Source organism: Gemmatimonas sp. (assembly GCF_044344655.1).
GTDB lineage: Bacteria > Gemmatimonadota > Gemmatimonadetes > Gemmatimonadales > Gemmatimonadaceae > Gemmatimonas.
The window spans coordinates 20,881-43,529 of sequence record NZ_JBIJCN010000028.1 but is presented as its reverse complement, the minus strand read 5'-3'; the positions used below and the strand labels follow the sequence as shown (position 1 = coordinate 43,529).

21 protein-coding genes are annotated in these 22,649 nt (G+C 68.7%); 18 read left to right on the top strand and 3 right to left on the bottom strand.

Annotation, left to right across the window (positions count from 1 at the left end):
- Both ACIQ51_RS09025 and ACIQ51_RS09020 read right to left on the bottom strand, forming a co-directional pair.
- A partial coding sequence (locus ACIQ51_RS09025) for a carboxypeptidase regulatory-like domain-containing protein (protein ID WP_396204711.1) occupies positions 1 to 1,867 on the bottom strand: 1,867 nt, incomplete at its 3' end.
- Positions 1,868 to 1,950: 83 nt separating this feature from the next.
- Positions 1,951 to 3,093 (bottom strand): phytase, encoded by a 1,143-nt coding sequence (locus ACIQ51_RS09020; RefSeq protein ID WP_396204710.1) that lies wholly within the window; start codon positions 3,091 to 3,093, stop codon positions 1,951 to 1,953.
- 118 nt (positions 3,094 to 3,211) lie between these two features.
- Between ACIQ51_RS09020 and ACIQ51_RS09015 the strand changes: the two genes are divergently transcribed.
- From ACIQ51_RS09015 to ACIQ51_RS08945, 15 genes are all read left to right on the top strand, one after another.
- Positions 3,212 to 3,334 carry a hypothetical protein gene (locus tag ACIQ51_RS09015; RefSeq protein WP_396204709.1) on the top strand — a complete coding sequence of 41 codons (123 nt, stop codon included), beginning with the start codon at positions 3,212 to 3,214 and terminating at the stop codon, positions 3,332 to 3,334.
- Positions 3,335 to 3,352: 18 nt separating this feature from the next.
- The gene (locus ACIQ51_RS09010) at positions 3,353 to 4,645 is read left to right on the top strand and encodes a GAF domain-containing protein (protein ID WP_396204708.1); all 1,293 of its coding nucleotides are present in this window, start codon (positions 3,353 to 3,355) and stop codon (positions 4,643 to 4,645) included.
- A 140-nt stretch (positions 4,646 to 4,785) separates the two neighbouring features.
- Entirely contained in the window at positions 4,786 to 5,088 is a 303-nt protein-coding gene (locus tag ACIQ51_RS09005; protein WP_396204707.1) for a hypothetical protein, read from the top strand.
- Positions 5,085 to 5,429 (top strand): hypothetical protein, encoded by a 345-nt coding sequence (locus tag ACIQ51_RS09000; RefSeq protein WP_396204706.1) that lies wholly within the window; start codon positions 5,085 to 5,087, stop codon positions 5,427 to 5,429. The genes ACIQ51_RS09005 and ACIQ51_RS09000 overlap by 4 nt, the downstream gene beginning before the upstream one ends.
- 22 nt (positions 5,430 to 5,451) lie before the next feature.
- Positions 5,452 to 6,465, top strand: coding sequence for an AAA family ATPase (locus ACIQ51_RS08995; RefSeq protein WP_396204712.1), 1,014 nt, complete (start codon positions 5,452 to 5,454; stop codon positions 6,463 to 6,465).
- 5 nt (positions 6,466 to 6,470) lie between these two features.
- A complete protein-coding gene (locus tag ACIQ51_RS08990; RefSeq protein ID WP_396204705.1) occupies positions 6,471 to 7,370 on the top strand; it encodes a DUF58 domain-containing protein in 900 nt (299 codons plus the stop codon).
- A 1-nt stretch (position 7,371) separates the two neighbouring features.
- A complete protein-coding gene (locus ACIQ51_RS08985) occupies positions 7,372 to 8,601 on the top strand; it encodes a BatA domain-containing protein (protein WP_396204704.1) in 1,230 nt (409 codons plus the stop codon).
- Positions 8,598 to 10,700 carry a hypothetical protein gene (locus tag ACIQ51_RS08980; protein WP_396204703.1) on the top strand — a complete coding sequence of 701 codons (2,103 nt, stop codon included), beginning with the start codon at positions 8,598 to 8,600 and terminating at the stop codon, positions 10,698 to 10,700. The genes ACIQ51_RS08985 and ACIQ51_RS08980 overlap by 4 nt, the downstream gene beginning before the upstream one ends.
- Positions 10,697 to 11,356 (top strand): DUF4159 domain-containing protein, encoded by a 660-nt coding sequence (locus ACIQ51_RS08975; protein ID WP_396204702.1) that lies wholly within the window; start codon positions 10,697 to 10,699, stop codon positions 11,354 to 11,356. Before ACIQ51_RS08980 ends, ACIQ51_RS08975 begins: the two co-directional genes overlap by 4 nt.
- 18 nt (positions 11,357 to 11,374) lie before the next feature.
- Positions 11,375 to 12,829 carry a hypothetical protein gene (locus ACIQ51_RS08970; RefSeq protein ID WP_396204701.1) on the top strand — a complete coding sequence of 485 codons (1,455 nt, stop codon included), beginning with the start codon at positions 11,375 to 11,377 and terminating at the stop codon, positions 12,827 to 12,829.
- 58 nt (positions 12,830 to 12,887) lie between these two features.
- On the top strand, positions 12,888 to 13,820 hold the full coding sequence (locus ACIQ51_RS08965; protein WP_396204700.1) for a histone deacetylase: 933 nt from the start codon (positions 12,888 to 12,890) through the stop codon (positions 13,818 to 13,820).
- Between the two features lie 57 nt (positions 13,821 to 13,877).
- Complete coding sequence (corA, locus tag ACIQ51_RS08960) at positions 13,878 to 14,897, top strand: magnesium/cobalt transporter CorA (protein ID WP_396204699.1); 1,020 nt, start codon at positions 13,878 to 13,880, stop codon at positions 14,895 to 14,897.
- 172 nt (positions 14,898 to 15,069) lie between these two features.
- Positions 15,070 to 16,092 carry a dipeptide epimerase gene (locus ACIQ51_RS08955; RefSeq protein ID WP_396204698.1) on the top strand — a complete coding sequence of 341 codons (1,023 nt, stop codon included), beginning with the start codon at positions 15,070 to 15,072 and terminating at the stop codon, positions 16,090 to 16,092.
- Positions 16,093 to 16,125: 33 nt separating this feature from the next.
- Positions 16,126 to 18,390 (top strand): primosomal protein N', encoded by a 2,265-nt coding sequence (priA, locus tag ACIQ51_RS08950; RefSeq protein ID WP_396204697.1) that lies wholly within the window; start codon positions 16,126 to 16,128, stop codon positions 18,388 to 18,390.
- 69 nt (positions 18,391 to 18,459) lie between these two features.
- Entirely contained in the window at positions 18,460 to 19,632 is a 1,173-nt protein-coding gene (locus ACIQ51_RS08945; protein ID WP_396204696.1) for a pyridoxal phosphate-dependent aminotransferase, read from the top strand.
- Positions 19,633 to 19,703: 71 nt separating this feature from the next.
- Here ACIQ51_RS08945 and ACIQ51_RS08940 read toward each other — a convergent pair whose 3' ends face one another.
- Positions 19,704 to 20,282 carry a YceI family protein gene (locus tag ACIQ51_RS08940; protein ID WP_396204695.1) on the bottom strand — a complete coding sequence of 193 codons (579 nt, stop codon included), beginning with the start codon at positions 20,280 to 20,282 and terminating at the stop codon, positions 19,704 to 19,706.
- Between the two features lie 317 nt (positions 20,283 to 20,599).
- Between ACIQ51_RS08940 and ACIQ51_RS08935 the strand changes: the two genes are divergently transcribed.
- Genes ACIQ51_RS08935 through ACIQ51_RS08925 form a run of 3 tightly spaced genes read left to right on the top strand, consistent with a single transcriptional unit; the run spans position 20,600 to position 22,587 of the window.
- Positions 20,600 to 21,376: a hypothetical protein gene (locus tag ACIQ51_RS08935; RefSeq protein WP_396204694.1), complete on the top strand. Its 777-nt coding sequence runs from the start codon at positions 20,600 to 20,602 to the stop codon at positions 21,374 to 21,376.
- A gap of 10 nt (positions 21,377 to 21,386) precedes the next feature.
- The gene (locus ACIQ51_RS08930; RefSeq protein WP_396204693.1) at positions 21,387 to 21,872 is read left to right on the top strand and encodes a Fur family transcriptional regulator; all 486 of its coding nucleotides are present in this window, start codon (positions 21,387 to 21,389) and stop codon (positions 21,870 to 21,872) included.
- Positions 21,862 to 22,587 carry a cytochrome c biogenesis CcdA family protein gene (locus tag ACIQ51_RS08925; protein ID WP_396204692.1) on the top strand — a complete coding sequence of 242 codons (726 nt, stop codon included), beginning with the start codon at positions 21,862 to 21,864 and terminating at the stop codon, positions 22,585 to 22,587. Before ACIQ51_RS08930 ends, ACIQ51_RS08925 begins: the two co-directional genes overlap by 11 nt.
- The last annotated feature ends 62 nt before the right edge of the window (positions 22,588 to 22,649 follow it).

Below are 22,649 nucleotides of genomic sequence, written 5' to 3'. Positions count from 1 at the left end.
CATCGAGGTTGGCCATGAGGTAGCCGGCGTACACGTCTTCCTTCACCTTGAACGAGCCACCCGCCGACGTGGTGGCCGACGACAGCGCATTCACCGTGAAGGCGTTCGGATTGGCGGCGATGAAGTCGCGCATGCGCGTGGGGTCGAACGTGCGACCGAACGCGTAGTCGCCGTCGAAGATGTTGCGGCCGGCCGTCTCGGTGGTGAGGGCACCCATGAGCGTGGCCGCCGTCGCGTTCAGCGAGTTCGTCCCGAGTGCGCTCGTGTAGTTCGTGGTGATGAGCGTGTTCGAGCGGTCCTTGAGGCGCGCGGCGAGCCCCGCCTTGAGCGTGCCGCTGAACCCGCCGAACTGCACCGGAATCGAGCCGTTGATCTTGGCCGACAGATCTTCGTCCTTGGTGTCACGCTTTTCGTTCGCCAAGCTGTTGAAGCCGAAGCGGGCGGGATCGTCGAACGAACCGGTCACCACGTAGGCCCGGGGACGCTCAGCGTCGGCGAAGTTGTACGCCAGCGACATGTTGCTCTGACGGAACGACATGGTCAGGGCGCCCGGGCGGTTTTCCGTCGCGCGCGACACGCCCACGGCCCAGTCGAGCGACTTACCGTCGCCGCTGTAGTGCTCACCGCCCAGCTGCGCGGTGTAGATGTCCTGCAGGACTTCGCGAAGACGGATGTCGCGGTCGAACTGTGAGCCGGTGGTGATACCGGAATCGGCGCTCACCTGCGTCCAGCGGGAGCCGCCGCCCCCACGGAAGCGGAAACGGGCGCGCGCACGGATTTCGTCGTCGTTGAACTGATTCCACGAGCCGCGCAGGAAGATCTTGCTGTTGTTGGCGAGCAAGTAGTCGAGCGTCCCGTTCATGCCGGTGCGCAACCGGTCCACCTGCGGATAGTCGCGATACTCGAAGAGGTTCGGCGCGTCGAGCGAGGTGAGCGACGGCGCGACGCCGCAGTTGCGCGTCTGCGAGCACCAGTCGCCTTCCACATTCTGCGAGGCGCGATCGTTGCGATAGTACGTGCCGCCCAGCATGGCGCCGAACTTCTGGCTCTTGCCGAAGCGCTTGCCGGCGTTGAGGCCGAGGTTGGCGAGCAGCCCACCGCCGAGCTGGTTGCCACCACCGGCTGCCGTGACGTTGAACAGCGTTTCGTTCGCGCGAGCCGAACGGGTCACGATGTTCACGTTCCCGCCGATGGCGTCAGCGTCCATGTCGGGCGTAAGCGTCTTCGACACCTGGATCTGGCTCGCCTGGTCCGACGGCACGATGTCCATCGGCAGCTGGCGGCTGTTCTGCTCCGGCGTCGCGAGGCGGAGGCCGTTCACCGACATGCCGTTGAAGTTCGGGCTCGTGCCACGGATCTGCACGAAGCGGCCTTCCCCCTGGTCGCGCAGCACGGCAATGCCGGGGACGCGGGCCAGCGCTTCGGCCATGTTGGGGTCGGGGAGGCGACCGACGAGTTCATTGTCGATCACGCTGGCGATCGACGACGCCGTGCGCTGCTGATTGAGCGCCGAGGCCTGTCCGACGACCTGGCCGCGCACTTCAATGGTGGAGAGCGAGGTCACCGCTTCCGCGAGCTTCACATCGAGGATTGCGGTGCGTCCGTTCACCACCGTGACCGACTTGGTCTGCGGTGCGTAGCCGATGTATCGGAACGTGATGGTGCGCGACCCCGCAGGGACGTTCACGGCGCGGTACAGGCCGCGGTCCGTGGAGGCGCGGATGGACGTGCCATCGACGAGGACGAGCACGCCGGACAGTGGGCGGCCCGAGGGATCGGTGACCGTACCGGTCACGACACCCTGAGCCTGAAGGGGGGCAATGGCGGCACTGACAACGACCGCCATCGGGAGCAGTGAGAAACGCATGGGCTGGATGGGATGGAGGGGGGCGCGTAGAGCTGCTCGCCGCGCGCACTGAACCATCCGCCCCTCAGATCACAAGTCGGTTGTTACTTGGTAACAGACGCGTCACGGCGCTCGATCGCCCGCCGGACGTCGCGCCAGTCAAAAAGGTGGAAGGTGCGATCGGTGGACATCATCACAAGGATGCCGTCGGGGTACCGTGGACCGAGCGGCGCGGCGGTCACCTCGAGGCCATCGGTCTCGAGAGCACTCACCGGGATCACGGCCACGAGGTCGTGACGATAGGGCTGATCCCTTCGCCCTTCCCGCGTGAACACACGCAGGCGTTGGCCCTGCTGGTCGGAGACGAGCAGATAGCCGGTGGTGTCGGAGGTGGGATAGATGCCGATGCCCTCGTGATCGCTCACGAAGCCGGTCTGCCCGAAGAACGCGAGTTCGACCGCTGCACCGGGCGCGTCGGGATCGGCATGGTACTGACGGATCCCAGCGGTTTCGTCGCTGTAGTACACGAAGCCCAGCGTCTGATCGACGGCGATCGCCTCGATTTCCTTCTTGCCGCTGTAGGTGCCGAAGGCGCGCACGTGCCTGCCGAGGACGGTGCCTCCGGGGCCGGCCACCAGGCGGTACTGCCAGAGGTAGCCGTCGCGCGGACCGCTCTTGCCTCCCACAATGGCGAAGACGGCGCCATCTCGCGGGCGTTTGTACAGCGCCACGCCCATCGGGGCGCGGCTCTTGTCGCCGTCGAAGACGGGGATGCCACCGTCGTCGACGGGCGTCATGTCGGGCAGGCGGAACACGCGCAGCGACATCGTGCCACGTTCGGCTGTCACGGCGAGGTCCATCGTCTCCCCGCCAATGACGGCGCCCAGCACCACGTCCACGTTGTTTGGGCGCTTGAGGGGACGGCGAGTGCGCGCGCTGTCGATGGTGCCATCGAGGCGGAAGGCGTAGAGGCCACCGGTGCTGTCGCCCTTGTCGGTGCCGATGACCAGCGACCGGGCCGGATCTGCTGCGTCGATCCAGATCGCCGGGTCATCGGCGTCGTTGGGCACCGGCTGAGTGACCACGGCCGCGCGCAGGGTGTCGTCGACGAAGCCGTTGGCGGCCGCGGGGGCCGCGGTACCGCGGCGGTCACACGCCGAGCACAGGAGGGCGATGGCCAGGAGGGGCGTGGCGCTGCGGGAGGAACGGAAGGCGCGAAGCACGGTGGGATCCTCGAGAGACAGCAACAAACCACGTCAGCAGCCCGGTCGGCTGGTGGACCGGGACCGTCCGCAATCACGGAATTCTAATGGGGAGGCCTTGTCTCTGGTGTCCTTGGCCGGTCGCCCTCTCTAGTTTTGGAAGATGACGACCACGCTGACCCGGCCCGTGGCGCTCGTGACCGGCGCCTCGCACGACCTGATCATGCTGGTGCATCGTCTCGAAGTGCGACCGCTGTCGCCGAAACGTCCGCGCGCCAGCTTCTGACCCCCATCTCCGCTTCGAATGAGTGACGCACGCGAGCTGCTGGCGGTGCGAGAAATCGCGCACGCCTTTCTGTTAGCCGAGCATCCCGATGACGTGCAGCAGTTCGCACTCGATCGGGTCACGCCGCTCATCGGCGCCTCGTTCTCGCTGGTGATGCAGCTCGGGCCCGACGGCGGGCTGTTGCGCCCCGTTGCCCAGCACGAGTGGCCGGCGCCGCATCGGCAGTGGATCGGTGCGCTGCGGGTGCGGGTGGGGGATGGGCCCAGCGGGCTGGCTGTCGCCGAGCGTCGCACGGTGGAAATCGAAGATCTTTTCGCCGATCCGTCGCTCGAGGCCTGGTACGAGGTGGCCACGGAGCTCGGCTTCCGCAGCATCATCGCCGTCCCGCTCGAGACCGCCGAGGGACCGATCGGTGCGGTGGCGTTCTATTTCGCCGACGCCACCTGCGTGAGCGACGAGCAGCGCGCGCTCGTCCGACTGGTGGCCGACCAGCTCGCCGCCGCTACCGACAAGTCACGCCGCACCGATGCGCTGCGGCGAGCCAACGCCGCGCTGGCGGAGGCCAACGCCGAGCTCGAACTGCAGGCGGCGAGCTGGAGCGCCGCCGCACGGGCGCGTACGGCGTCGGAGGGGGTGGTGGTGGAGGCCATGCTGTCGCTCACGCGGCAGGATGATCCGCGCGATCGGACCGACCGGCTGGCGGCGGTGCAATGGCTGGCGCAGCATGCGCGCGAATACCGCGAGGTGACCGCGCCGACCTTCGTGCTGTCGCCAGACGATGTGGACCCGCGCGAGCCGCTGCGTGAGGCGGTTGCGCGGTGGCGCGCCCGAGCGCCCATGATCCCCGTGCAGATCGACGAACCCACGGTGCTGCTTCCCACGATGCGCGCCGATGTGGCGCAACTCACGCGGGCGCTCGAACTCGTGGTGGGGCTCGGGGTCTGTGGGGCGGCCGTCGAGGGCGGCGCCGTGCAGGCGGGGGTGCGGTTGGGGCCGGGCTTTCTGGAGCTCTCCGTGCGCTGGCACGGCCGGCCCCTGTTCGAGCGGGATGACCGCGTCCCGGCCGGGCCGGGAGGACAACTTCCGGCCGACCCGGCGCGTATACTACGCATGCGGAACGGCGCGCTGGCGTGGGACGCTGGCGATCCGTTCGTGGCGGTGCGCACCGCGGTGACCGCCGTGGACCTTCCACTGGCCCGGGCCCTCGTGGCGCGGCTCGGTGGCGAATTGCACATCGAGGCCGGCGACCCCGACCTGGTCCGTGAGCTGCTGCTCGTCTTCCCAGTCGACGCGGAGCACGATCACGGCTGACGCCGTCCCGCTGTATCTGCGGCCTCGCGTGCGGTGCACCGTGGCCGCTGTGTCGACCATCCGAATCCGATATTCCGATCAACCCGGCTATGCACCAGCAATCGTCCCGTCAGCTCCAGGACACGTTGACATCGCTCCCGATGGATGAAGTCCTTCGGGCGGCTACGCACTTCTTCGCGAATCGCAGTGGCGTGTACACCGCATTCGTAGAGAAGCAGGGGCCGTCCCATGTGGCGCTGCGCGGGCAGGGCGGTGAGGAAATCGTGATTGGTGTGCGCGACACGCCGGCCGGCACGGCCGTCAGCGGATCGAGCTACCTGTTCGACCAGCAGATCGCACGCTTCTTCGAGTCGTTGCCCCCCGCGCCGGTGGTGCCGTCGGCGGCACCGGCTGAACTGCCCGGAGCGGTCCCCCCCCTGCTCGAGGGAGGCAGTGCTGCATGAGTGCCCCTCACGACAGTGCTCCCGCGTTCGCGAACACCCTGCGCGTGCGTCCCGAAGTCCTGCGCGTGGCCCCCGAGGGTTCCGCCCCGGTGTGGATGCTGCGTGTCCAAGCGGCGGAGGCATGGGATGCGGTGCGCGTGGCGTGCACTCCTGAGTCGCTCGTCCGGGACGTCAAGCGCGCGGCCATGGCCAACCTCCTTCCCGACATGCCGGACCTCGACGGCCACGCAGTGAAGCTGCGTGGCGCCGAGGTCGACGAATCGCAGAGCCTTCGTGGGGTGGGCGCGCAGAATGCGTCCACGCTCTTCCTCGCGGCGCATCGTCGTCGTCCGCTCAAGTGAGACGCCCCGGGTGAGTTCAGCAATGGTCGGCGGAGCGGCGGGTGTGGCTGCGGAGCGGTCGGTCGAGTCGCTCGTAGCCTCGGTGCGCCGTCTGCGCGCCGAAATCGGCAAGCGCGTGGTGGGGCAGGATCACGTCGTAGACGAGATCCTCATGGCGCTCGTGGCCGGCGGGCATGCGCTGTTAGTGGGCGTCCCCGGGTTGGCGAAGACGCTCATGATCAAGTCGCTCGCTGACGCCATGCAGTTGGAATTCCGTCGCATTCAGTTCACGCCCGATCTGGTGCCGAGTGACATCACGGGCACCGAGATTCTCGAGGAGACGGGTGGCGGGCAGCGCGCGTTCCGCTTCGTGCGCGGCCCGGTGTTTGCCAACATCGTGTTGGCCGACGAGATCAATCGCGCGCCGCCGCGCACTCAGGCCGCGTTGCTCGAAGCCATGCAGGAGCACAGTGTGACGGCGGCGGGGCAGACGATGCGGCTTCCCGAACCGTTCTTCGTGCTGGCCACGCAGAATCCGATCGAGCAGGAAGGCACGTATCCACTGCCCGAAGCGCAGCTCGACCGGTTTCTCTTCGATATTCGCGTGGGGTATCCCACCGAGGCCGACGAAGTGTCGATCCTGCGCGCCACCACGGGCGCGCGCGGGGCAGCGATCGAGGCGGTCTTCACCGCGGACGATGCGCTGGCGCTCCAGCGGGCGGTCCGTGCCGTCCCCTGCAGCGAACTGTTGCTCCAATACGCGGCGCGTGTGGTGCGGGCGTCACGTCCGCAGGAGTCGGCGGTGCGGCTGGTGCAGCAGTACGTGCGCTGGGGCGCCGGGCCGCGCGCGGGACAGGCGCTGATTCTCGGGGCCAAGGCCTCGGCGCTGCTGGCGGGGCGCGCGGCGGTGTCGCCCGCGGACATTCAGCGCGTCGCCATGCCTGTGCTGCGCCATCGCATCCTCCCCAATTTTGCGGCCGACGCCGACGGCGTGTCGGCGGCACCGATCATCGAGGCGCTGCTTTCGCACGTGGCGGTGCCCACGAGCGCGGCGTAACGCGGGTGGGGCACGCGACGCACGGCCCCCTGCTCGATGCGCTCCGCGGATTGCGCTGGACGCCGCGCCGCGCTGTGGGGGCGGCACCGCCCGGCACGCATCGGTCGCGACAGAAAGGCACGGCCGGCGAGTTCACCGAGTATCGTCTGTATCGGCAGGGCGACGACCCGCGTGCGCTCGACTGGCGGCTGCTGGCGCGCAGTGACCGTGCGTTCGTCAGGCTGAGCGATGATCGTGCCCTGCTCACCACTTGGCTCGTGGTGGACGGATCGGCGAGCATGGCGTTCCCCGAAGGGGCCGGCAGCAAGTGGCAATTGGCGCAGTCGCTTGCGGTGGGGTTGGCGGCCGTGGCGCATGCGTCGAGCGATCCCGTGGGGTTGCTCGTGGTACACGGCGATGGCGTGACACGTGTGCCGCCTCGCACACGGCGGGGGACCGTGCAGGAGCTCGCGCGCGTGCTCGGGGCGCTGGAGCCAGGCGGTGGCGCGCCGGTTGCGCCGCACTTGGCCTCGCTGCCCACCAACGCCCGCATCGTGGTGATCACCGACTGTCTCGGTGATCTGACCGACCTGCAGAAGGTGGCGGGTGCACACGGGGCGGCCGGCGCACTGGTCGAGTGTGTGCACGTGGTGGCGCGCGAAGAGCTCGACCCGCCTGAAGGAACGTTCCTCCTCCGCGATCCTGAACAGGCACTCGCCAGTGCCGCGAGTCTGTCCGACCTCGTGCTCGACGCGCGCGGCCGCGACGGCTATCGCGACCGCTTTGCGCAGTTTCGACGCGACACGGCGCAGCTGTGGCGGAGCCTCGGCGCTGGCTACACCGAAGTGGTGACCGGTGGAAACGCGGCACGCGGTGTGCGTGCCGTGGTCCTGGCGGGGGACGCGCCGATCGAGGGAGCCCGCTGACGTGACGTTCGCCACGCCCTGGCTATTCGGCGCGGCCGTCGCGGCCTCGCTGTTGGTGGGGGGGCTGCACCTGCTGTCGGTGCGTCAGCCACCGGTGCTGGCGCTCCCCACGGCGCGATTCGCAACGCGCGAAGACGCGCGCGCCGTGGCGCGGCGCCCGCGCCCGAACGATCTGCTCCTACTGATCCTGCGCGTGCTGGCCTTGCTGGCTGCTGGCGCCGCCCTGGCGGGCATGCAGCTCGACGCGGGCGGTGCACGCACCGTGCGGCTGGTCATGGTGGACAGCGCGGCCGCTGCGGACAGTAGCTGGCGTGCGCGACAGCTGCGCGCTGTCGAGGCGAACATCGCGAGTGCTGCGAGGGGGGAGGGCGATGTAGAGCAGCAGTTGCACCCGGTCGCGGGGCTTGCACGTGATCCGGCGCGCGCCGTCGTACGTGCCACACAGGTTGCTGCCACGCTGGCGGCGGATCGCCCGGCGCTCGAACGGGTCGAATTGCTGGTGGTGATGCCCGACCGTGTCGAAACGCTCGACGGGTGGGCGGCATGGCGTACGCAGTGGCCCGGCGCCATCACGGTGCAGCGTGCAGAGCCTGTGGGGCAATTGGTCGAGGCGTCGGTGGGAACCAACAGCGGAGTGTCGCCGTCGGTCGTGGCGAGCGTCATGAACGAGGCCGCCATGGTGGCGATGACGTCGCTGTTCGGGCCCACGGCCCCGGACCCGCGGGTCACCATTGTGTGGCCGCAGGATGGTGCACCGGTGGGCTGGGCGGTGCGCCCGGTGCCCGACACCGTGAGCGCCGTGGCGGCGCGGGCGCAGGCACTGGTTGGGCCGTTCGTGCGAGTCGCCGATGCGCCACCCAGCCGCGCGAAGACACGCCGTGCCATCGCGTGGTGGTCGGACGGTGCGGCGGCCGCCGTGGAGGAGCGGGTAGGCGACCGATGCCTACGGACCGTGGGCATTCGCGTGCCGGCGGCGTCCGATCTGTTGCTGTCGGCGCCGGCAGAGGGGCTCCTGCGCGCGCTGCGTGCTCCGTGCGGTATGCGTGGGCTGCGCACGGATTCGCTCCGCAGTGATGATCCCAGGCGTGGCCACGCGGCCGCCGTGGCATTTCGCGCCGGTGGTGCGCCGCGCGCCGGGACGCTCCCCGTCTGGCTTGGGCCGATTCTGCTGCTGTTCGCGCTTGCGTTGCTGGGTGCCGAATGGCTGGTGCGTCGGAGCGAGAGCGCATGATCACCACCGTATTGCGCTCGGTACAGCAAACGCAGGTACAGCTCGTCAGACAGCAACTGGTGCGCACGGCGCTGTTGTCGCTGTCGGCCGTGCTGATGTGTGCGCTGGTCTTGCTGGTGGCGGGCGCTCCGAAGGGGTGGACGGTTTCCACCGTGCTCGTCGCACCGTTGGCGTGGGTGGTGCTCGCGCGCCGCACAGCATGGCCGTCGGTGCAACAGGCGGCGCTGTGGGTGGAAGAGCGGGCGATCAGCGACGCGCGCGCGCGCGCCTCCGGCGTGTCCTCCGACTTTGCGCTGGTCACCTGCGTGGAGCTGCTCGCCGATGGTCGGGAGGTCACGCCTGCACTGCTGACGGCGGCGGAGCAGGTGCTGGCGCGTTCTCCAGTACCGGCGGCGCTCTCGGCACGGCGTCGGCGCCGTTGGGGTGGCCCGTTGCTTTTCGTCACGCTGGCCGGCGTGCTGCTCGCCGTGGTGGTCAGGCGTTCCGAGGCGCCGGTGCTCCGTGCGGTCGGCGGCAACGCCGCCGGTGCCGGCAGTACGAGCGCCGACGCCGCCGTGGCGCCGCTCGGTGCCTGGGCGGTACGGGTGATTCCGCCGGCGTATACCGCGCAGGCGCCTCGCAGTTTCGGTGACGCAACGAGCGTGGTCGCACTGACCGGAAGCCGGGTGGACGTGCGCGGCGATGGAGCCGCGCCCTCCGTGCAGGAGCAACGCGTTGGTGACCGCACCAGCACCATGCGTGACGTCGAGGAGCGCCATGGCGCGTGGCGTACGCACGCCGTGGCGGATTCGCGTCCCACGTCGATGACGATCGCGCGCGGGGGGCGCAGCCGGCTGCTGGTGATCGAAGGGCACCCGGACAGCATTCCCACCGTCATGCTGCAGCTGCCGGCTCGGGATAGCGTATTCCGTGAGGCCACGGGGCGGTTGCCGATGCTGGCCGTCCTTCGCGATGACATCGGGCTGGCGCAGGCGCAGTTCGAACTGATCGTGACCTCCGGTGAAGGGGAGCGCTTCACCGTACGGACGGTGACGGCGGGGGCCGCCGTGTGGCCACGCGGAGCTGTGCGTGCGGCACGCATCACCGGCACCCTGGATCTTGCGGCGTTGAAGCTGCAGCCCGGCGACGTGGTGCATTTGCGGGCGGTGGCGCGTGACGCGCATCCCGGACCGGCACGTGCACTGGGGAGCAGTGAAACACGCGCGTTTCGCATCGCTCGGCCGAGCGAGATGGATAGCGTGGCGGTGGAGCCGGCACCACCGCCGGAGGTGGACACGTCGCTGTTGAGCCAGCGCATGCTGCTCATGCTCACCGAGAAGCTCGACAAGGCGCAGCGGCGGATGGCGCGCCCCGAGGTGGTGCGTGAGTCGCTCAGGATCGCGCGTGATCAGGCACGGCTGCGTTTGGCGGTGGGGGATGTGGTGTTCCAGCGCCTGAGCGGCGAGTCGAGCGCGGAGCACGCGCACTATGCCGGCGACGGTCACGAGCACGGTGTGGATCAGCAGGGCGGTAAGCTGTCGATGAGTACCTCGGCGACGACCGGCATGCTCGAAGAGGGGAACGATTCGCCGGTGGTGGCGATCAACCAGCCGCTGCTCGAGGCCTACAACGCGATGTGGGATGCGGGGCGGGCGCTCGAACAGGGGGAACCGCATGCAGCCATTCCGCCCATGAAGCGCGCCCTCGAAGCGATCGAGCGTTCGCGCGCCGCGTCGCGGCTCTACCTCCGCGGCCGGCCGCCGCAGGTGATCGTGGATATCAATAAGGTGCGATTGGCGGGTAAGGATACCGGCCAGCAGACCACCCGCTCATCGCGTGAGATGCTCCCCGCGCGGGCGGCCGCCCGCGATTCCCGGCTGCTCACGGTGGCGCCGCTGCTTCAGCGCGAAGACCAGCGCAGTGCGGCGCGTGATTCGCTGGTGCTGTTGCGCGCGGAGGCGCTGGGGGATGCCCCAGCGTTCGCGGCGGCGATCGCGCGCGTCTTGCGCGTCGTGGAGCAGGGCGGCGACGCCACCGCGTCGCTGGTGGATGCGCGGCGGGCGCTGGGCACCGTGGTGCGGACCACGGTGGTGCCCTGGTCACGCGGCGTGCCGCCATGACCCCGGTCGCGCGGGAGACCATGCCCAGCGGCCATGGCGCTGCCTCGGCACCATTCGTCTTTGCGACGGCGCAGTACGAGTCGGGCGACTGGGATTCGGCGCCCTTGGTGCCGGCCAATGTGATCGATTCGATCGCGCGCTACACGTCGCTACCGGTGCGGCCGCAAGGCGTGTCGGTGCCGCTCGCATCGGAAGCCGTGTTTCAGTATCCGCTGCTATATCTCACCGGCCACCTGCCGGTGCGCTTTACGACGCGTGAGGCCGATGTGTTGGGCAAGTACCTCGCGCGCGGCGGACTGCTGTTCGTGGACGACCATAACCACGACGTGGACGGCGCCTTTCACAAGACCGTGCGCGAGGAGATCCGCCGCATCGCCGGGCCACTGGTGCCGCTTCCCAATGCGCATGAGCTCTACCGCTGCTTCTTCGTGTTCGAGAACGGCCCCCCCACCACCTCGCACGAGATGAACGGCTGGGGGGACAACCTCGTGCACGAGAACCTCGACGCCGTGCTGCGTGACGGACGGATCAGCGTACTGTACTCCAACAAGGACTACAGCTCGGAGTGGAGCTTTCACCCCGACAACAAGCGCTTCCTGTCGGTGGACAATACCAAGTTCGCCGTCAACCTCGTGGTGTATGCGCTTACGCGATAGCGCCAAGCGGGTCGTACGATGACCACGCCCAACATTCCGAGTCCGGCGCCACCCGTGGCACCGCTCGAGTCGGCGCGCGGTGCCCGCGCGATGGCGGAGCGCGCGTGTCGTGCACTCGCCGTGGTGGCGCTGACCGCCGCGGCATGGATGGCATGGCGCGATGGGCGTGGCGCGTCCGCGACGGCGGGGGCCCCCTCTCGCCGCCTGCTGACACTGGACCGTGCCGCCGTGCGTGATGCAAGCGGGCAGGGTGCGGTGGCGGCGATGCATCTCGCGCTCGTGGCCTCCGCCGGCGATACGCTCGAAGTACAGCTGCGAGAATTGCCGACGCGCCCAGCCCGTGCCGCGCTCGCGGCGGTCGCGGGAGCGGCGCGCCCGTTGGCGTTCTGGGTGGACAGCACAGCGTCGGCGGGCGTGGCGCTCTCGGTGGCCGAGATTCCGGGGCCACGCGGTGGTTTCGATGTGCGTGCGGCAAGTGGCGGCTCAGGGCGGGTCACGCTACGCGATGCGGGCGGCGTGCTCGATTCGCTCGAGGGCGCGCCGCGCCAGGTGCACGGCTGGCGCGTGTCCGGTGACGCTCGGCGGGTGCACCTCGACGCGGGCAGCGCGCAGGCCGTCGTGGATCTCCGTGCCGTGGGCAGCACGAAGCGCCTGTTCGTGTACGGTGAGCCCGGATGGGAAAGCAAGTTTGTGGTGGCGGCGCTCGAGGAGCTCGGGTGGCAGGTGGATGGCACCGTTCGCGTCTCGCCATCGGGGCGCGTGACGGTGGGGGTACCCGGGCGGCTCGACACCGCGCGCTATGCCGCGGTGCTGGTGGTGGACAGTACGGCGGTCGACGCGCGCGCGATCACGGCCTTCGTGAATGCGGGAGGCGGCGTGGTGCTGAGCGGGGACGCGTTGCGTTTGCCGGCGCTTGCCCCGCTGCGCCCGGCAACCGCGAGCGAGGTGCGTGGTGGCATTGCCGGCGCGCTCCTTAGCGAGACGCCGCGTCGTGGGCTGGAGGCGTGGGAACTGACACCCGTGCGTGGGGCGACCGTGCTGCAGGACGATCGGGGTGATCACGCGCATCCGGAACCGGCCGTGGTGGCGCGCCGCGTGGGGGCGGGGCGCGTGGTGGCCACGGCGTATCGTGAGAGCTGGCGGTGGCGCATGCAGGGCTCTGAGGACGGCATGTCTGACCATCGGCAGTGGTGGCGCGATGTACTGCGGGCGGCGCTGCCGACGGCGCTGCCGAATTCTCTGCCGGCGCTTCGTGCGGTGCCCGTCGGCGCTGCGCAGGAGGCCTGGCCCGGTGATGCCGCGCCGTACGCGGATCTGGCGGCGCGTGCCGGCGCCCCGTCCGTGGCGCAGCCCGGACCGGCGGGGCGCGTGGGACGCCCTGTGCCCTCGCATTGGCCGCGCTGGCTGTTCGCGCTGGCGACGGTCGCGCTGCTGGTGGAGTGGAGCTCGCGCCGCCTCCGTGGCCTGCGGTGAGCGGCACGGACAGATTGCGGCTGTGCACCACCCATCACGCCGACCTTCCGGAGCGTACATGAGCACACGTGTGGCCCTCATTTCTCACCCCGACTGCGGTCAGCACGACACGGGGTGGGAGCACCCGGAGCACGTGGGTCGGCTGGTGGCCATTCCCCGCGCGCTCAAGCACGACTTTGCACTCTTCGAGGCGTTGCAGCACGTGGAGGGCCGGCACGCCACCGAGGACGAACTCGCCCTCGCACACGACCGCGCGTACATCACGCGCGTGCGAGAAACGGTGGAGCAGGGTGGCGGTCGTCTCGATCCCGACACGGTGGTGAGCGAGGGCTCGTGGGGAGCGGTCACGGCCGGTGCCGGATGTGTGCTCGATGGCGTGGATATGGCCTTCGACGGCCGGGCGCGGCGCAGCTTCAGCGCGGTACGTCCGCCCGGGCACCATGCGCTGCGTGACCGCGCGATGGGTTTCTGCCTCTTCGGCAACGTGGCGATCGGGGCGCACTACGCGATTGCGAGGTACGGCTGCGAGCGGGTGTTGGTGGTGGACTGGGATGTGCATCATGGCAACGGCACGCAGGCGCTGGTGGAACAGGACGCGCGTATCCACTTCGTGAGCATGCACCAGTGGCCGTGGTATCCCGGTACCGGCGCGGCCGACGATCGTGGTCCGCACGGGACCGTGTGGAATGTGCCGATGCCCCCGTCGCTGCCATCGGCGCGCTACGTGGAGGCGTTACTGAGTGCCGTGGACGCGGCGGCTGCGGACTTCACCCCCGACCTCATCCTGTTAAGTGCCGGGTTCGACTGCCTCGAAGGCGATCCGCTGGGAGCCTTCACCCTCACGCTTGACGACGTGCACACGATGACGCGCGCGCTGGTCGAGCGGGCTGAGCGGTGGTGTGGCGGGCGTCTCGTGAGCGCTCTGGAAGGTGGCTACGCGCCAGCGTCGGTCGCGCAGGCCGTGCTGGTCCACCTGCGGGCCCTGGCGTAACGCCCGTGGCTCGGCGGCGCTGGCGAGACGCACTACTGCCGAGGAGATTGCCGTGATATGACGCGAATAACTCCCGCTTCGGTGCCGGGCCGCCCAGACCCCGCTCCGCGCACGATTTATCGCTCCCCCTCGGGGAGCAACGTGGTGGATTGCCCCGCGGGCGATGTGCCGCAGCTGCTCACGGACGGCGGCCAGCTGTGGGTGGACATCGACAGCACCGTACATTCGCAGCACGCGCTGCTCGAACAGGTGTTCGGCTTCCATCCGCTGGCGATCGAGGACACGCTCAATCCGGCCTCACGTGTGAAGCTGGAGGAGTACCCGGGGTTCCTCTACATCGTCACACGTGCCGTGCAGTTCGTGTCCGACACCGACGATCCCTACGATCTCGAAACCAAAGACCTGCACTGTTTTCTGGGGCCCAATTTCCTCGTTACGGTGCATGCCGGACCGGTGGGGCCGGTCGATGCCATCGCCGAGGTGCTCCGTCGGTCACCGGAGCTCATGGCACGCGGGGTGGAGCGTACGCTGCACGCCATCCTCGACAGCACGATTGACGCGTACTTCCCCATTCTCGATCAGGTCGACGAGTTCATCGACGGGCTCGAAGAGCGGGTGTTCGTGGCGTTCGATGAGCATGCGCTGCGCGACGTGTTCAAAGTGAAGCGCCTCGTGCTGTCGCTGCGCCGGTACCTGCAGCCGCAACGTGAAGTCCTCAACGTGCTCACCAACCGTCCCAGTACGTTGATCACGCCCGAGGTGCAGATCTACTTCCGCGACATCTACGACCATGTACTGCGGATCAACGATGCGCTCGATACCTATCGTGACCTGTTGAGCAGCACGATGGATGCGTACCTCACGCAGGTGAGCAACCGGCTCGGTGCTACCACCAAGGGGCTGTCGGTGGTGGCCACGCTGTCGCTTCCCTTCGTGGTAGTGAGCGGCATGTGGGGGATGAATTTTGCGGCGATGCCGATGGCCGAGTGGCCGAATGGGTTCTGGGTCCTCCTGCTGGTGCAGTTGGGGCTGGGCGGGTTGCTCCTGTTGGCGCTGCGTCGTCGCATGCTGTTGTAGGCCCCGCGTTGCCCCTGATCCGGTGGATTCCCGGGGCTCGCGGCGCTCGGCGCCATCGTAATGACATGCCTCGCCAAGCCGCCCGCGGAGCGTTACGATCGGGGGGTCGCGGTGGCTGACGCCGTTTTGATACACCCGTGCAGAACCCTTTCGCCTCGTTTCTCCCCTCGTCATGCAACTTCACGCCGACATCGTCACCGTTCACACCACCCATCCCTTCATCATCGCCCGCGGTGGCCAGAGTGAATACCGCGTGGTGTGGGTCCGTCTGGTCGACAAGGATGGCGCTGAGGGGTGGGGGGAAGCCTCGCCCAGCAAGTTCTACGGCGAGACGGCTGACACGGTGATGGTGGCGCTGCAGCGCTTTGCGCCGGTGCTGGCCGACGCCGATGCGTGGTCGATCGACGCGATCGAGCGGGAGCTCGAGAAGGCGATGCGCTGGAACGCGGCGGCGCGGTGTGCGGTGAGTGCGGCCTTGCATGATCTGGCCGCCAAACGGCTAGGGGTGCCGCTCTGGAAGCTGTGGGGGCTCGATGCCAACGCGGCGCCCACGTCGAGCTTCACGATCGGCATCGCGCCCGACGAAGCCACCTTGCGCGCCCGTGTGCGTGAGGCGGCGCACTATCCCATTCTCAAGATCAAGCTGGGCTCGAGCTGGGACCGTGACGTGCTGCGCATCGTGCGCGAGGAGGCCCCCGCGGCGGTCCTGCGCGTGGACGCCAATTGCGCGTGGACGCCCAAGCAGGCACTCGATATGCTGGAGCCGCTCAATCGCGTGGGCGTCGACATGCTGGAGCAGCCGTTGCCGCCGCACGATCTCGCGGGGCTCAAGTTCGTGCGAGATCGGGCCAACCTGCCGGTGGTGGCCGACGAGTCATGCCTCGTGGCATCCGACATCCCCAAGCTCGAGGGGATCGTGGATGGCGTGAACATCAAGCTCGCGAAGTGCGGCTCGCTGCGGGAAGCCCTGCGCATGATCGCCGTCGCGCGCGCGCACGGCATGCGCGTGATGTGCGGGTGCATGATCGAAACCACGCTGGGTATCGCTGCCGCCGCCCACTTCTCGCCGTTGCTCGATGATGCGGACCTGGACGGCGCCGCGCTTCTCAGCGACGACCCGTTCGCGGGGCCGGGCATTCCGGGTGGGCAGGTGGTCTTGGGGAATGGCGTGGGACTTGGGGTGACGCGGCGCTGACCCCGGGCTGGCGGAGAGGCTGTAGCTTTCCGTATGCGCTGCATTGCCGTCGCCCTCCCCGTCCCGCTCTTTCGCACGTTCACATACCGCGTGCCGGAGGGCGTGGCTTGGCCGATCGCGGCCGGCTCGCGGGTGTTGGTGCCGTTTCGCAATCGCCCGGAGCTCGGCATCTGCCTGGGCGAGACCGAGCCACCGGAGGGCGTCGCGCTCAAGCCCATTCGGGCCGTGGTGGACGCTGTCCCATCGCTCCCCGAGCCGCTGCTGCACACGGCGCGGTGGATTTCCGACTGGTACGCGGCTCCGCTGGGGCTCACGCTCCGGTCGATGCTCCCCACGGCGCTCACGCACGCCAGTGCGCCGGCGCCGGCGGGAAAGCTGCAGCGGGTGGTGCGCCTTGTGCAGGAGCTACCGTCACTGCTGCAGCGCGAGCAGGCGTTCGCGCGTGCCAAGCAGCAGCGCGCCGTCTACGAACTGCTTGAGGCCCAGGGAGGCTTGGCGCCGCTTGAGGCGCTGCGGACGCAGGCCGGCTGCTCGGCCGGGGTGTTCTCCGCCATGGCCAAGCGCGGGCTGATCGAGATTCGCGATGAGTCATTGGAGCGTGATCCCTTCGCCGATCGCGCTGGCGTGGCGCCGCCACCCAATCCGTCGCCGGCCCAGCGCGCCGCCATTGACGCGATTCTCGCCGGTGACCCCGGGCAGGTGTTCCTGCTGCACGGCATCACCGGCAGCGGGAAGACGCTCGTGTATATCGAGGTGCTCCGCGAAGTGCTGCGCACCCAGGGACGCACCGCGATCGTGCTCGTGCCGGAGATTGCGCTGACCTCGCAGACCGTAGACCGGTTCCGCGGGGCGTTTGGTGATGATGTGGCGGTCCTTCACTCAGGGCTCAGCGACGGCGAGCGGCTCGACGCCTGGCAGTCATTGCGTCGCGGCGAGCGCCGTATTGCCGTGGGGGCGCGTTCGGCGCTGTTTGCACCGCTTGAGCAGGTTGGCGTGGTGATCGTCGACGAGGAGCACGAGAGCAGCTACAAACAGTCGGAAACGCCGCGGTACCATGCGCGCGAGGCGGCGATCGTGCGCGCGCGCGCTGAGGGGGCGCTGGTCGTGCTGGGCAGCGCCACGCCCAGTCTCGAGAGCTGGGAGCGTGCCGATCGCGGGCAATCCGTCCGCCTCACGCTCCCCGATCGTGCGGCCGGCGCACAGCTGCCGCCAGTAGCGGTGGTGGATATGCGGGTGGCGGTGCGGGAGGCGCTTGCCACGCGCAGTCCGCAGGCGCCGTATGACCCCGCGTTGAGCGTGCTCAGCCCCACGCTGCTGGCCGCCATCGAGTCGCGCCTCACGCGCGGGGAGCAGAGCCTGCTGCTGCTCAACCGGCGCGGCTTTGCGGCCTTCGTGCAGTGTCATGCGTGCGGCGATGTGCAGGTGTGTCCGCATTGCAGCATCTCGCTCACGTATCATCGCGTGCCCGAGGCGCTGGTGTGTCACTACTGCCAGTACCAGACCGACATGCCGGTCACCTGTCCGCGCTGTGCCAGTGACAAGCTGCAACGCCGCGGGTTGGGAACGCAGCAGGTGGAGACGCTCGTGGCCGAACGCTTCCCCGAGGCGCGCATCGCGCGCATGGACGTGGACACCACGAGCGGCAAGTGGGCACACACCCAGATCCTCGACCGCGTGGGGCGCGGCGAGGTGGACATCCTTCTGGGCACGCAGATGATTGCCAAGGGGCTCGATTTTCCCAACGTGACCCTGGTGGGTGTGGTGGACGCCGACACCGGGCTCAATCTCCCCGACTTCCGTGCCTCAGAGCGCACCTTCCAGCTCCTCAGTCAGGTGGCCGGTCGTGCCGGACGCGGTCCCAAGGGGGGCGATGTGATCGTACAGACGCGCATGCCCCAGGCGCATGCGGTACGACATGCCCTCACGCACGATTACGTGGGCTTCGTGCGCGAGGAGCTGGGGGCGCGCCGCACCCCGGCGTATCCGCCGTTCGTCCACATCGCCAACGTCGTGGTGAGTGGGGTGCATCAGGCGGCGGTTGCGGAGGCTGCTGCAGCCGCGGCGCAGTGGGTCACCACACTCATGCAGCGCCAGGGGCTGCGCGATCTCGTGCTGGTGGGGCCGGCGCCCTGTCCGATCGATCGCATCAAGGATCGGTGGCGCTGGCATTTCCTCCTCAAGAGTTCTCAGCCCCGGTTGATGACGCGGGTGGCGCACTACATCGCGGCACGGTGTCCGGTGCCCAAGGATTCAGACCTGCGCCTGGTGGTGGACCGGGATCCGGTGAGTTTGCTGTAGCGGTACACGCGGTGTCCGGAGGCGCCGTCGCTGCCGGTCCGGCAGCCCGCCCCCTGCTATCTTTCCGACATGTCGCGCACTTCGCTTTCGGCGATTCCGCCGTATGTGTTCTACGAACTCGACGCCCGTCGCGCCGCCGCGCGCGCGACCGGCCAGCCACTCCTCGACGTGGGGATCGGCAGCCCCGACGGCCCCATCCCCCCTGTGGTGGTGGAGACGATGCAGCGGGTCGCGGCCGATCGATCGCTGAGCGGCTACCCGTACTTTCAGGGGCATCCGCTCTTCCGCGAGGCGGTGGCCGGGTACCTGCACACCCGCTTCGGTGTGACGATCGATCCCGCCGGCGAGCTGCTGGCCTTGGCGGGCTCCAAGGAGGGGATCGCGGAGCTGATTCTCGCGCACACCAATCCGGGTGACGTGGTGCTGATCCCGGCGGTGTACTACCCGGTGTATGCGCGCGCCACGCTACTGGCCGGGGCGGAGCCGGTGTACGTGCCGTTCCTGCCGGATGGGTGTCTCGATCTGGATGCGCTCGATGCGGCCACGGTCGCTCGTGCGACCGTGATGATCGTGAACTATCCTGGCAACCCGACCACCACGTCGGTCTCGCTCGACGAGCTGGCGCGCTACGTCGCTTTCGCGGAGCGCCACGGCCTCCTGCTGTTGAGCGACCTGGCATACAGCGAGCTGTCGTACGACGGCTATGCCGTGCCGAGCGTGCTGCAGGTGCCGGGCGCGTCGCGGGTGGCGGTGGAAACGCACACCTGCAGCAAGAGCTTCAACATGGCCGGTGTGCGCATCGCCTTCCTCGCGGGAAATCGCGAGGCGATTGCGCGGCTCGACGCGTATCGCGCCAACATCGGCTACGGGGTGAGCACGCTGGCGCAGCTGGCCGGTGCGGCGGCGTTCACGCACCACGCGCAGATCGTACCGCCCATCGTGGCGGAGTACCGCGCCCGGCGCGATGCGATCGTGACGGCGTTCACTGCCGGCGGCTGGCACGTGCCGGCGCCCACGGCCACCATGTATCTGTGGCTCGACGTGCCGCCGGGGCTGAGCGACTGGCAGTGGGTGGATGCTCTGATCGAGCACGCCGGCGTGGTGGTCACGCCGGGCATGGCGTTCGGTGACGCCGGGCGGGGGAAGTTCCGCGTGAGCTTCGTGCAGCCCGCGGAGCAGTTGGTGCGGGCGGCGGAGGGGATCGTTGCGACCGCTGCTTGGAGCACCGCGCAACGGCGGTAGCGGGGCACGGCGGGAGCGTGCCCCGTTCCCGTTACTCGCCGTGAAACATCACGCGAGGCCCGAGCACGCCGTTACTTCGCCGGCTTCGGCTCGCTGAGCGCAATGTCCCACTGCACCTGCACGTCGTTCTGAATGGGATTGAGCTTGGAGTCGTAGCTCACGCCGTAGTCCTGGCGGTTGATCACGAACTGCCCGCGGAAGCGTCCCGTGCCGCCCTCGTAGAACATCATCGTGGCGGGGACCGTGATGCGCTTGGTGGTGCCGCGTACGGTCAGGTCACCAGTGATGTCGAGCTTGTTCGCCCCGGTCGACTTCACGCTCACCGACTTGAAGGTGATCGTGGGGTGCTTCTCCACATCGAAAAAGTCGGCGCTGCGCAGATGCCCATCGCGGCGCTCCTGACGGGTATTGATGCTGGCGGCATCAATGGTGATGGCCACCGTGGAGTTCTCCCACTTGGCCGCGTCGAGCTTCACGTCGGCATCCCACTTCCCGAAGAAGCCATGCGCGCTCAGCATGCGCGAGTCGGCCACGAAATTGATCTCCGAGTGCGCCTTGTCGATCATGTGCGGCTTGGCGTCGACGAAGGGGCGGGCGGCGAGGACAAGGGGCAGCGCGAGGACCGCGGCCAACTGGCGGACAGCGAACATGAGCAGGCTCCGATGGTGGCATGGTGTGGTGTCAGTCCGTGTGGGCCGCAAGGCGCAGCGGCTCCAGGTATTCACGTTCTGGCTTCTGTTGGATAAACAATAGTATAGTTGTAAGATACTTTACCTGACGCGCCGAGCAAGTCCCGGGAATTCCGGTCGGTTGCCTTGTACCGGCGCCCCGGCGGCGGCGATCTTTACGCACGCTTCAGCCGCGTTGGTGCCCACGCGGTGCCGAATGCCCGCCCGCGCGCCCCTCCGTGAGTGCGTAGCCGGCGGGATTCGTTCCAGAGCGTGACGCCGATCCTTTGCCCCCCTCGATGACCGCTCCGGTAACCTCCGCGCCCGACGACCTCCCCACTGAACTGGCCGCCGCGCCGATCCCCACCGTCCCGGACCGCGCCAACGCACCGGTGTCCGAGGTGGTCGAACGGTTCCTGCGGGCCGTGATTACGAGCGTGCCACTCGATCGACTCGAGGAACTTCACCTGTTTTCCCCACTGCGACAGGGTACGGTGGAGACGGGGATCGCGGTGCTCGCTGCGCGTATCCCGGTGATGATCGCCGGCGTGGTCTCCGGGGAGGCGACCGGTGAGCCGGAGCTGTTCGACGGGGCCGCCGACGGGACGGAATTGGCTGGCGACGCGACGATCGATGACGCGGTCATCGCCGGGGCGGAAGGCGGTGGCGACACGGCAGACCAGCCAGGTGGCGACGACGTGCGCGACGCCGAGGAGGCCGAGGAGGCCGAGGCGACCGAAGAGATTGAGGCGGCGGTGATCGCCGCGGACGGCCCGGACGAGTCGGCGGCTGTGAGCGCGCCGATCGCTGACGAAGACGGATCGCTGCACGCCGAGGAGGACCTGCCGGTCAGGCCGGAACGGCTCACGGTGTATACGGCCCGCTACCGCTACGTGATCAAGGGGCCCGAGCGCGGCAAGTGGGAGGCAAGCGTGGTCGCTGAGGCCGACGCACCGCTCATTACCGTGGAAACCGTCGTGCGCGGTGTGCAGCGTCGCGCCGGAGAGGACTCCGAAATCGTGCGCTACACCGCCGCGCAAATCGCGCGCGCGCTGCGCATGCCGTACCCCGCCTGACGCCACACGCGTGGGGCACGCCTCCGATGCCGCTGCGATTGCCGCCGACAAGGAGGCGTTTCGCGCGTACCTGCGTGACCATAACCTGCCGGCGACAGCGCAGCGTCTCGCGATTGCCGATGTGGTGCTCGGGACCGACCGTCACCTACGCGCTGAAGACGTGGCGGGAGAGTTGCGCGCGCGCGGCGCCAACGCGGGCACGGCTACGGTCTATCGGACACTCGACGTCCTGGTGCGTAGCGGGTTGGTCGTGGAGCGTGACTTCGGGGAGGGTTTCAAGCGATACGAAGCGGCGCGCGGCGTGCCGCATCATGAACACCTGTTGTGTACGTCGTGCGGACGTGTCACCGAGTTTCGTGACGAACGCCTCGAGCGCATGACGCAGTTGCTTGCCGAAGCGCACGACTTCTCGCGGCAGCGCCATCGTCTCGTCATTTACGGTCTCTGCGGCGACTGCCGCCGCGGCCGGCCCTCCGGATCATTCCGTGGCTCCTGAATCGCTCACCGTCCTCGTGGCGTTCACCGCCGGATTGCTCAGCTTCCTGAGTCCGTGCGTGCTGCCGCTGGTGCCCAGTTACGTCACGTTCATCACGGGTATGGGACTCGACGACGTGTCACGCGCCCGGCGCACGGCACTCATTCACGCGGTCCTGTTCGTGCTGGGATTCACCTTCATCTTCGTGGCGCTGGGCGCAGGCGCCAGTGCCTTCGGCCAGCTCCTGCGGGAATACCGCGCATGGATCGCACGCATCGGGGGCGTGATGATGGTGGTGATGGGGCTCTGGATGCTCGACATCATCAAGGTCGGTGCGCTGCAGCAGGAACGGCGCCTGCACCTCAGCGACAAGCCGCTGGGCTACCTCGGTACTGTCTTCGTGGGTATCGCCTTCGGTGCGGGGTGGACGCCGTGCCTCGGCCCAACGCTGGGTGCGATCCTGCTGCTCGCGGCGAACGAGACGGACCTGTCCAAGGGCATCGTACTGCTCACGGCGTACTCGCTTGGCCTGGCCGTGCCGTTCCTGCTCAGCGCACTGGCCATCGAACGCTTCCTCGGCTTCTTCCAAAAGTTCAAGCACAACATCGGCCGCGTGAATCGCATCGCGGGGATCCTGCTCGTGATCGTGGGCGTGCTGATGTTCACGGGGTGGTTCGAGCGGCTGGCGGCGTTCCTGCAACCGCTCACGCCGGCGTTCCTGGTGGAGCGTCTCTAAGGCCGAAGCGCCGAGCCGCGTCTCTACACTCGACGCGTTGTTCTCTGCTACTGGGCGGTGTG

Coding starts and splice junctions, on each gene's coding strand:
- ACIQ51_RS08940 (WP_396204695.1), bottom strand. CDS start 20,282: ATGTTCGCTGTCCGCCAGTTGGCCGCGGTCCTCGCGCTGCCCCTTGTC.
- ACIQ51_RS08945 (WP_396204696.1), top strand. CDS start 18,460: ATGTCGCGCACTTCGCTTTCGGCGATTCCGCCGTATGTGTTCTACGAA.
- ACIQ51_RS08965 (WP_396204700.1), top strand. CDS start 12,888: ATGAGCACACGTGTGGCCCTCATTTCTCACCCCGACTGCGGTCAGCAC.
- ACIQ51_RS09000 (WP_396204706.1), top strand. CDS start 5,085: ATGAGTGCCCCTCACGACAGTGCTCCCGCGTTCGCGAACACCCTGCGC.
- ACIQ51_RS09015 (WP_396204709.1), top strand. CDS start 3,212: ATGACGACCACGCTGACCCGGCCCGTGGCGCTCGTGACCGGCGCCTCG.
- ACIQ51_RS08975 (WP_396204702.1), top strand. CDS start 10,697: ATGACCCCGGTCGCGCGGGAGACCATGCCCAGCGGCCATGGCGCTGCC.
- ACIQ51_RS08970 (WP_396204701.1), top strand. CDS start 11,375: ATGACCACGCCCAACATTCCGAGTCCGGCGCCACCCGTGGCACCGCTC.
- ACIQ51_RS08935 (WP_396204694.1), top strand. CDS start 20,600: ATGACCGCTCCGGTAACCTCCGCGCCCGACGACCTCCCCACTGAACTG.
- ACIQ51_RS09010 (WP_396204708.1), top strand. CDS start 3,353: ATGAGTGACGCACGCGAGCTGCTGGCGGTGCGAGAAATCGCGCACGCC.
- ACIQ51_RS09005 (WP_396204707.1), top strand. CDS start 4,786: ATGGATGAAGTCCTTCGGGCGGCTACGCACTTCTTCGCGAATCGCAGT.
- priA (WP_396204697.1), top strand. CDS start 16,126: ATGCGCTGCATTGCCGTCGCCCTCCCCGTCCCGCTCTTTCGCACGTTC.
- ACIQ51_RS08995 (WP_396204712.1), top strand. CDS start 5,452: ATGGTCGGCGGAGCGGCGGGTGTGGCTGCGGAGCGGTCGGTCGAGTCG.
- ACIQ51_RS08955 (WP_396204698.1), top strand. CDS start 15,070: ATGCAACTTCACGCCGACATCGTCACCGTTCACACCACCCATCCCTTC.
- ACIQ51_RS08980 (WP_396204703.1), top strand. CDS start 8,598: ATGATCACCACCGTATTGCGCTCGGTACAGCAAACGCAGGTACAGCTC.
- corA (WP_396204699.1), top strand. CDS start 13,878: ATGACGCGAATAACTCCCGCTTCGGTGCCGGGCCGCCCAGACCCCGCT.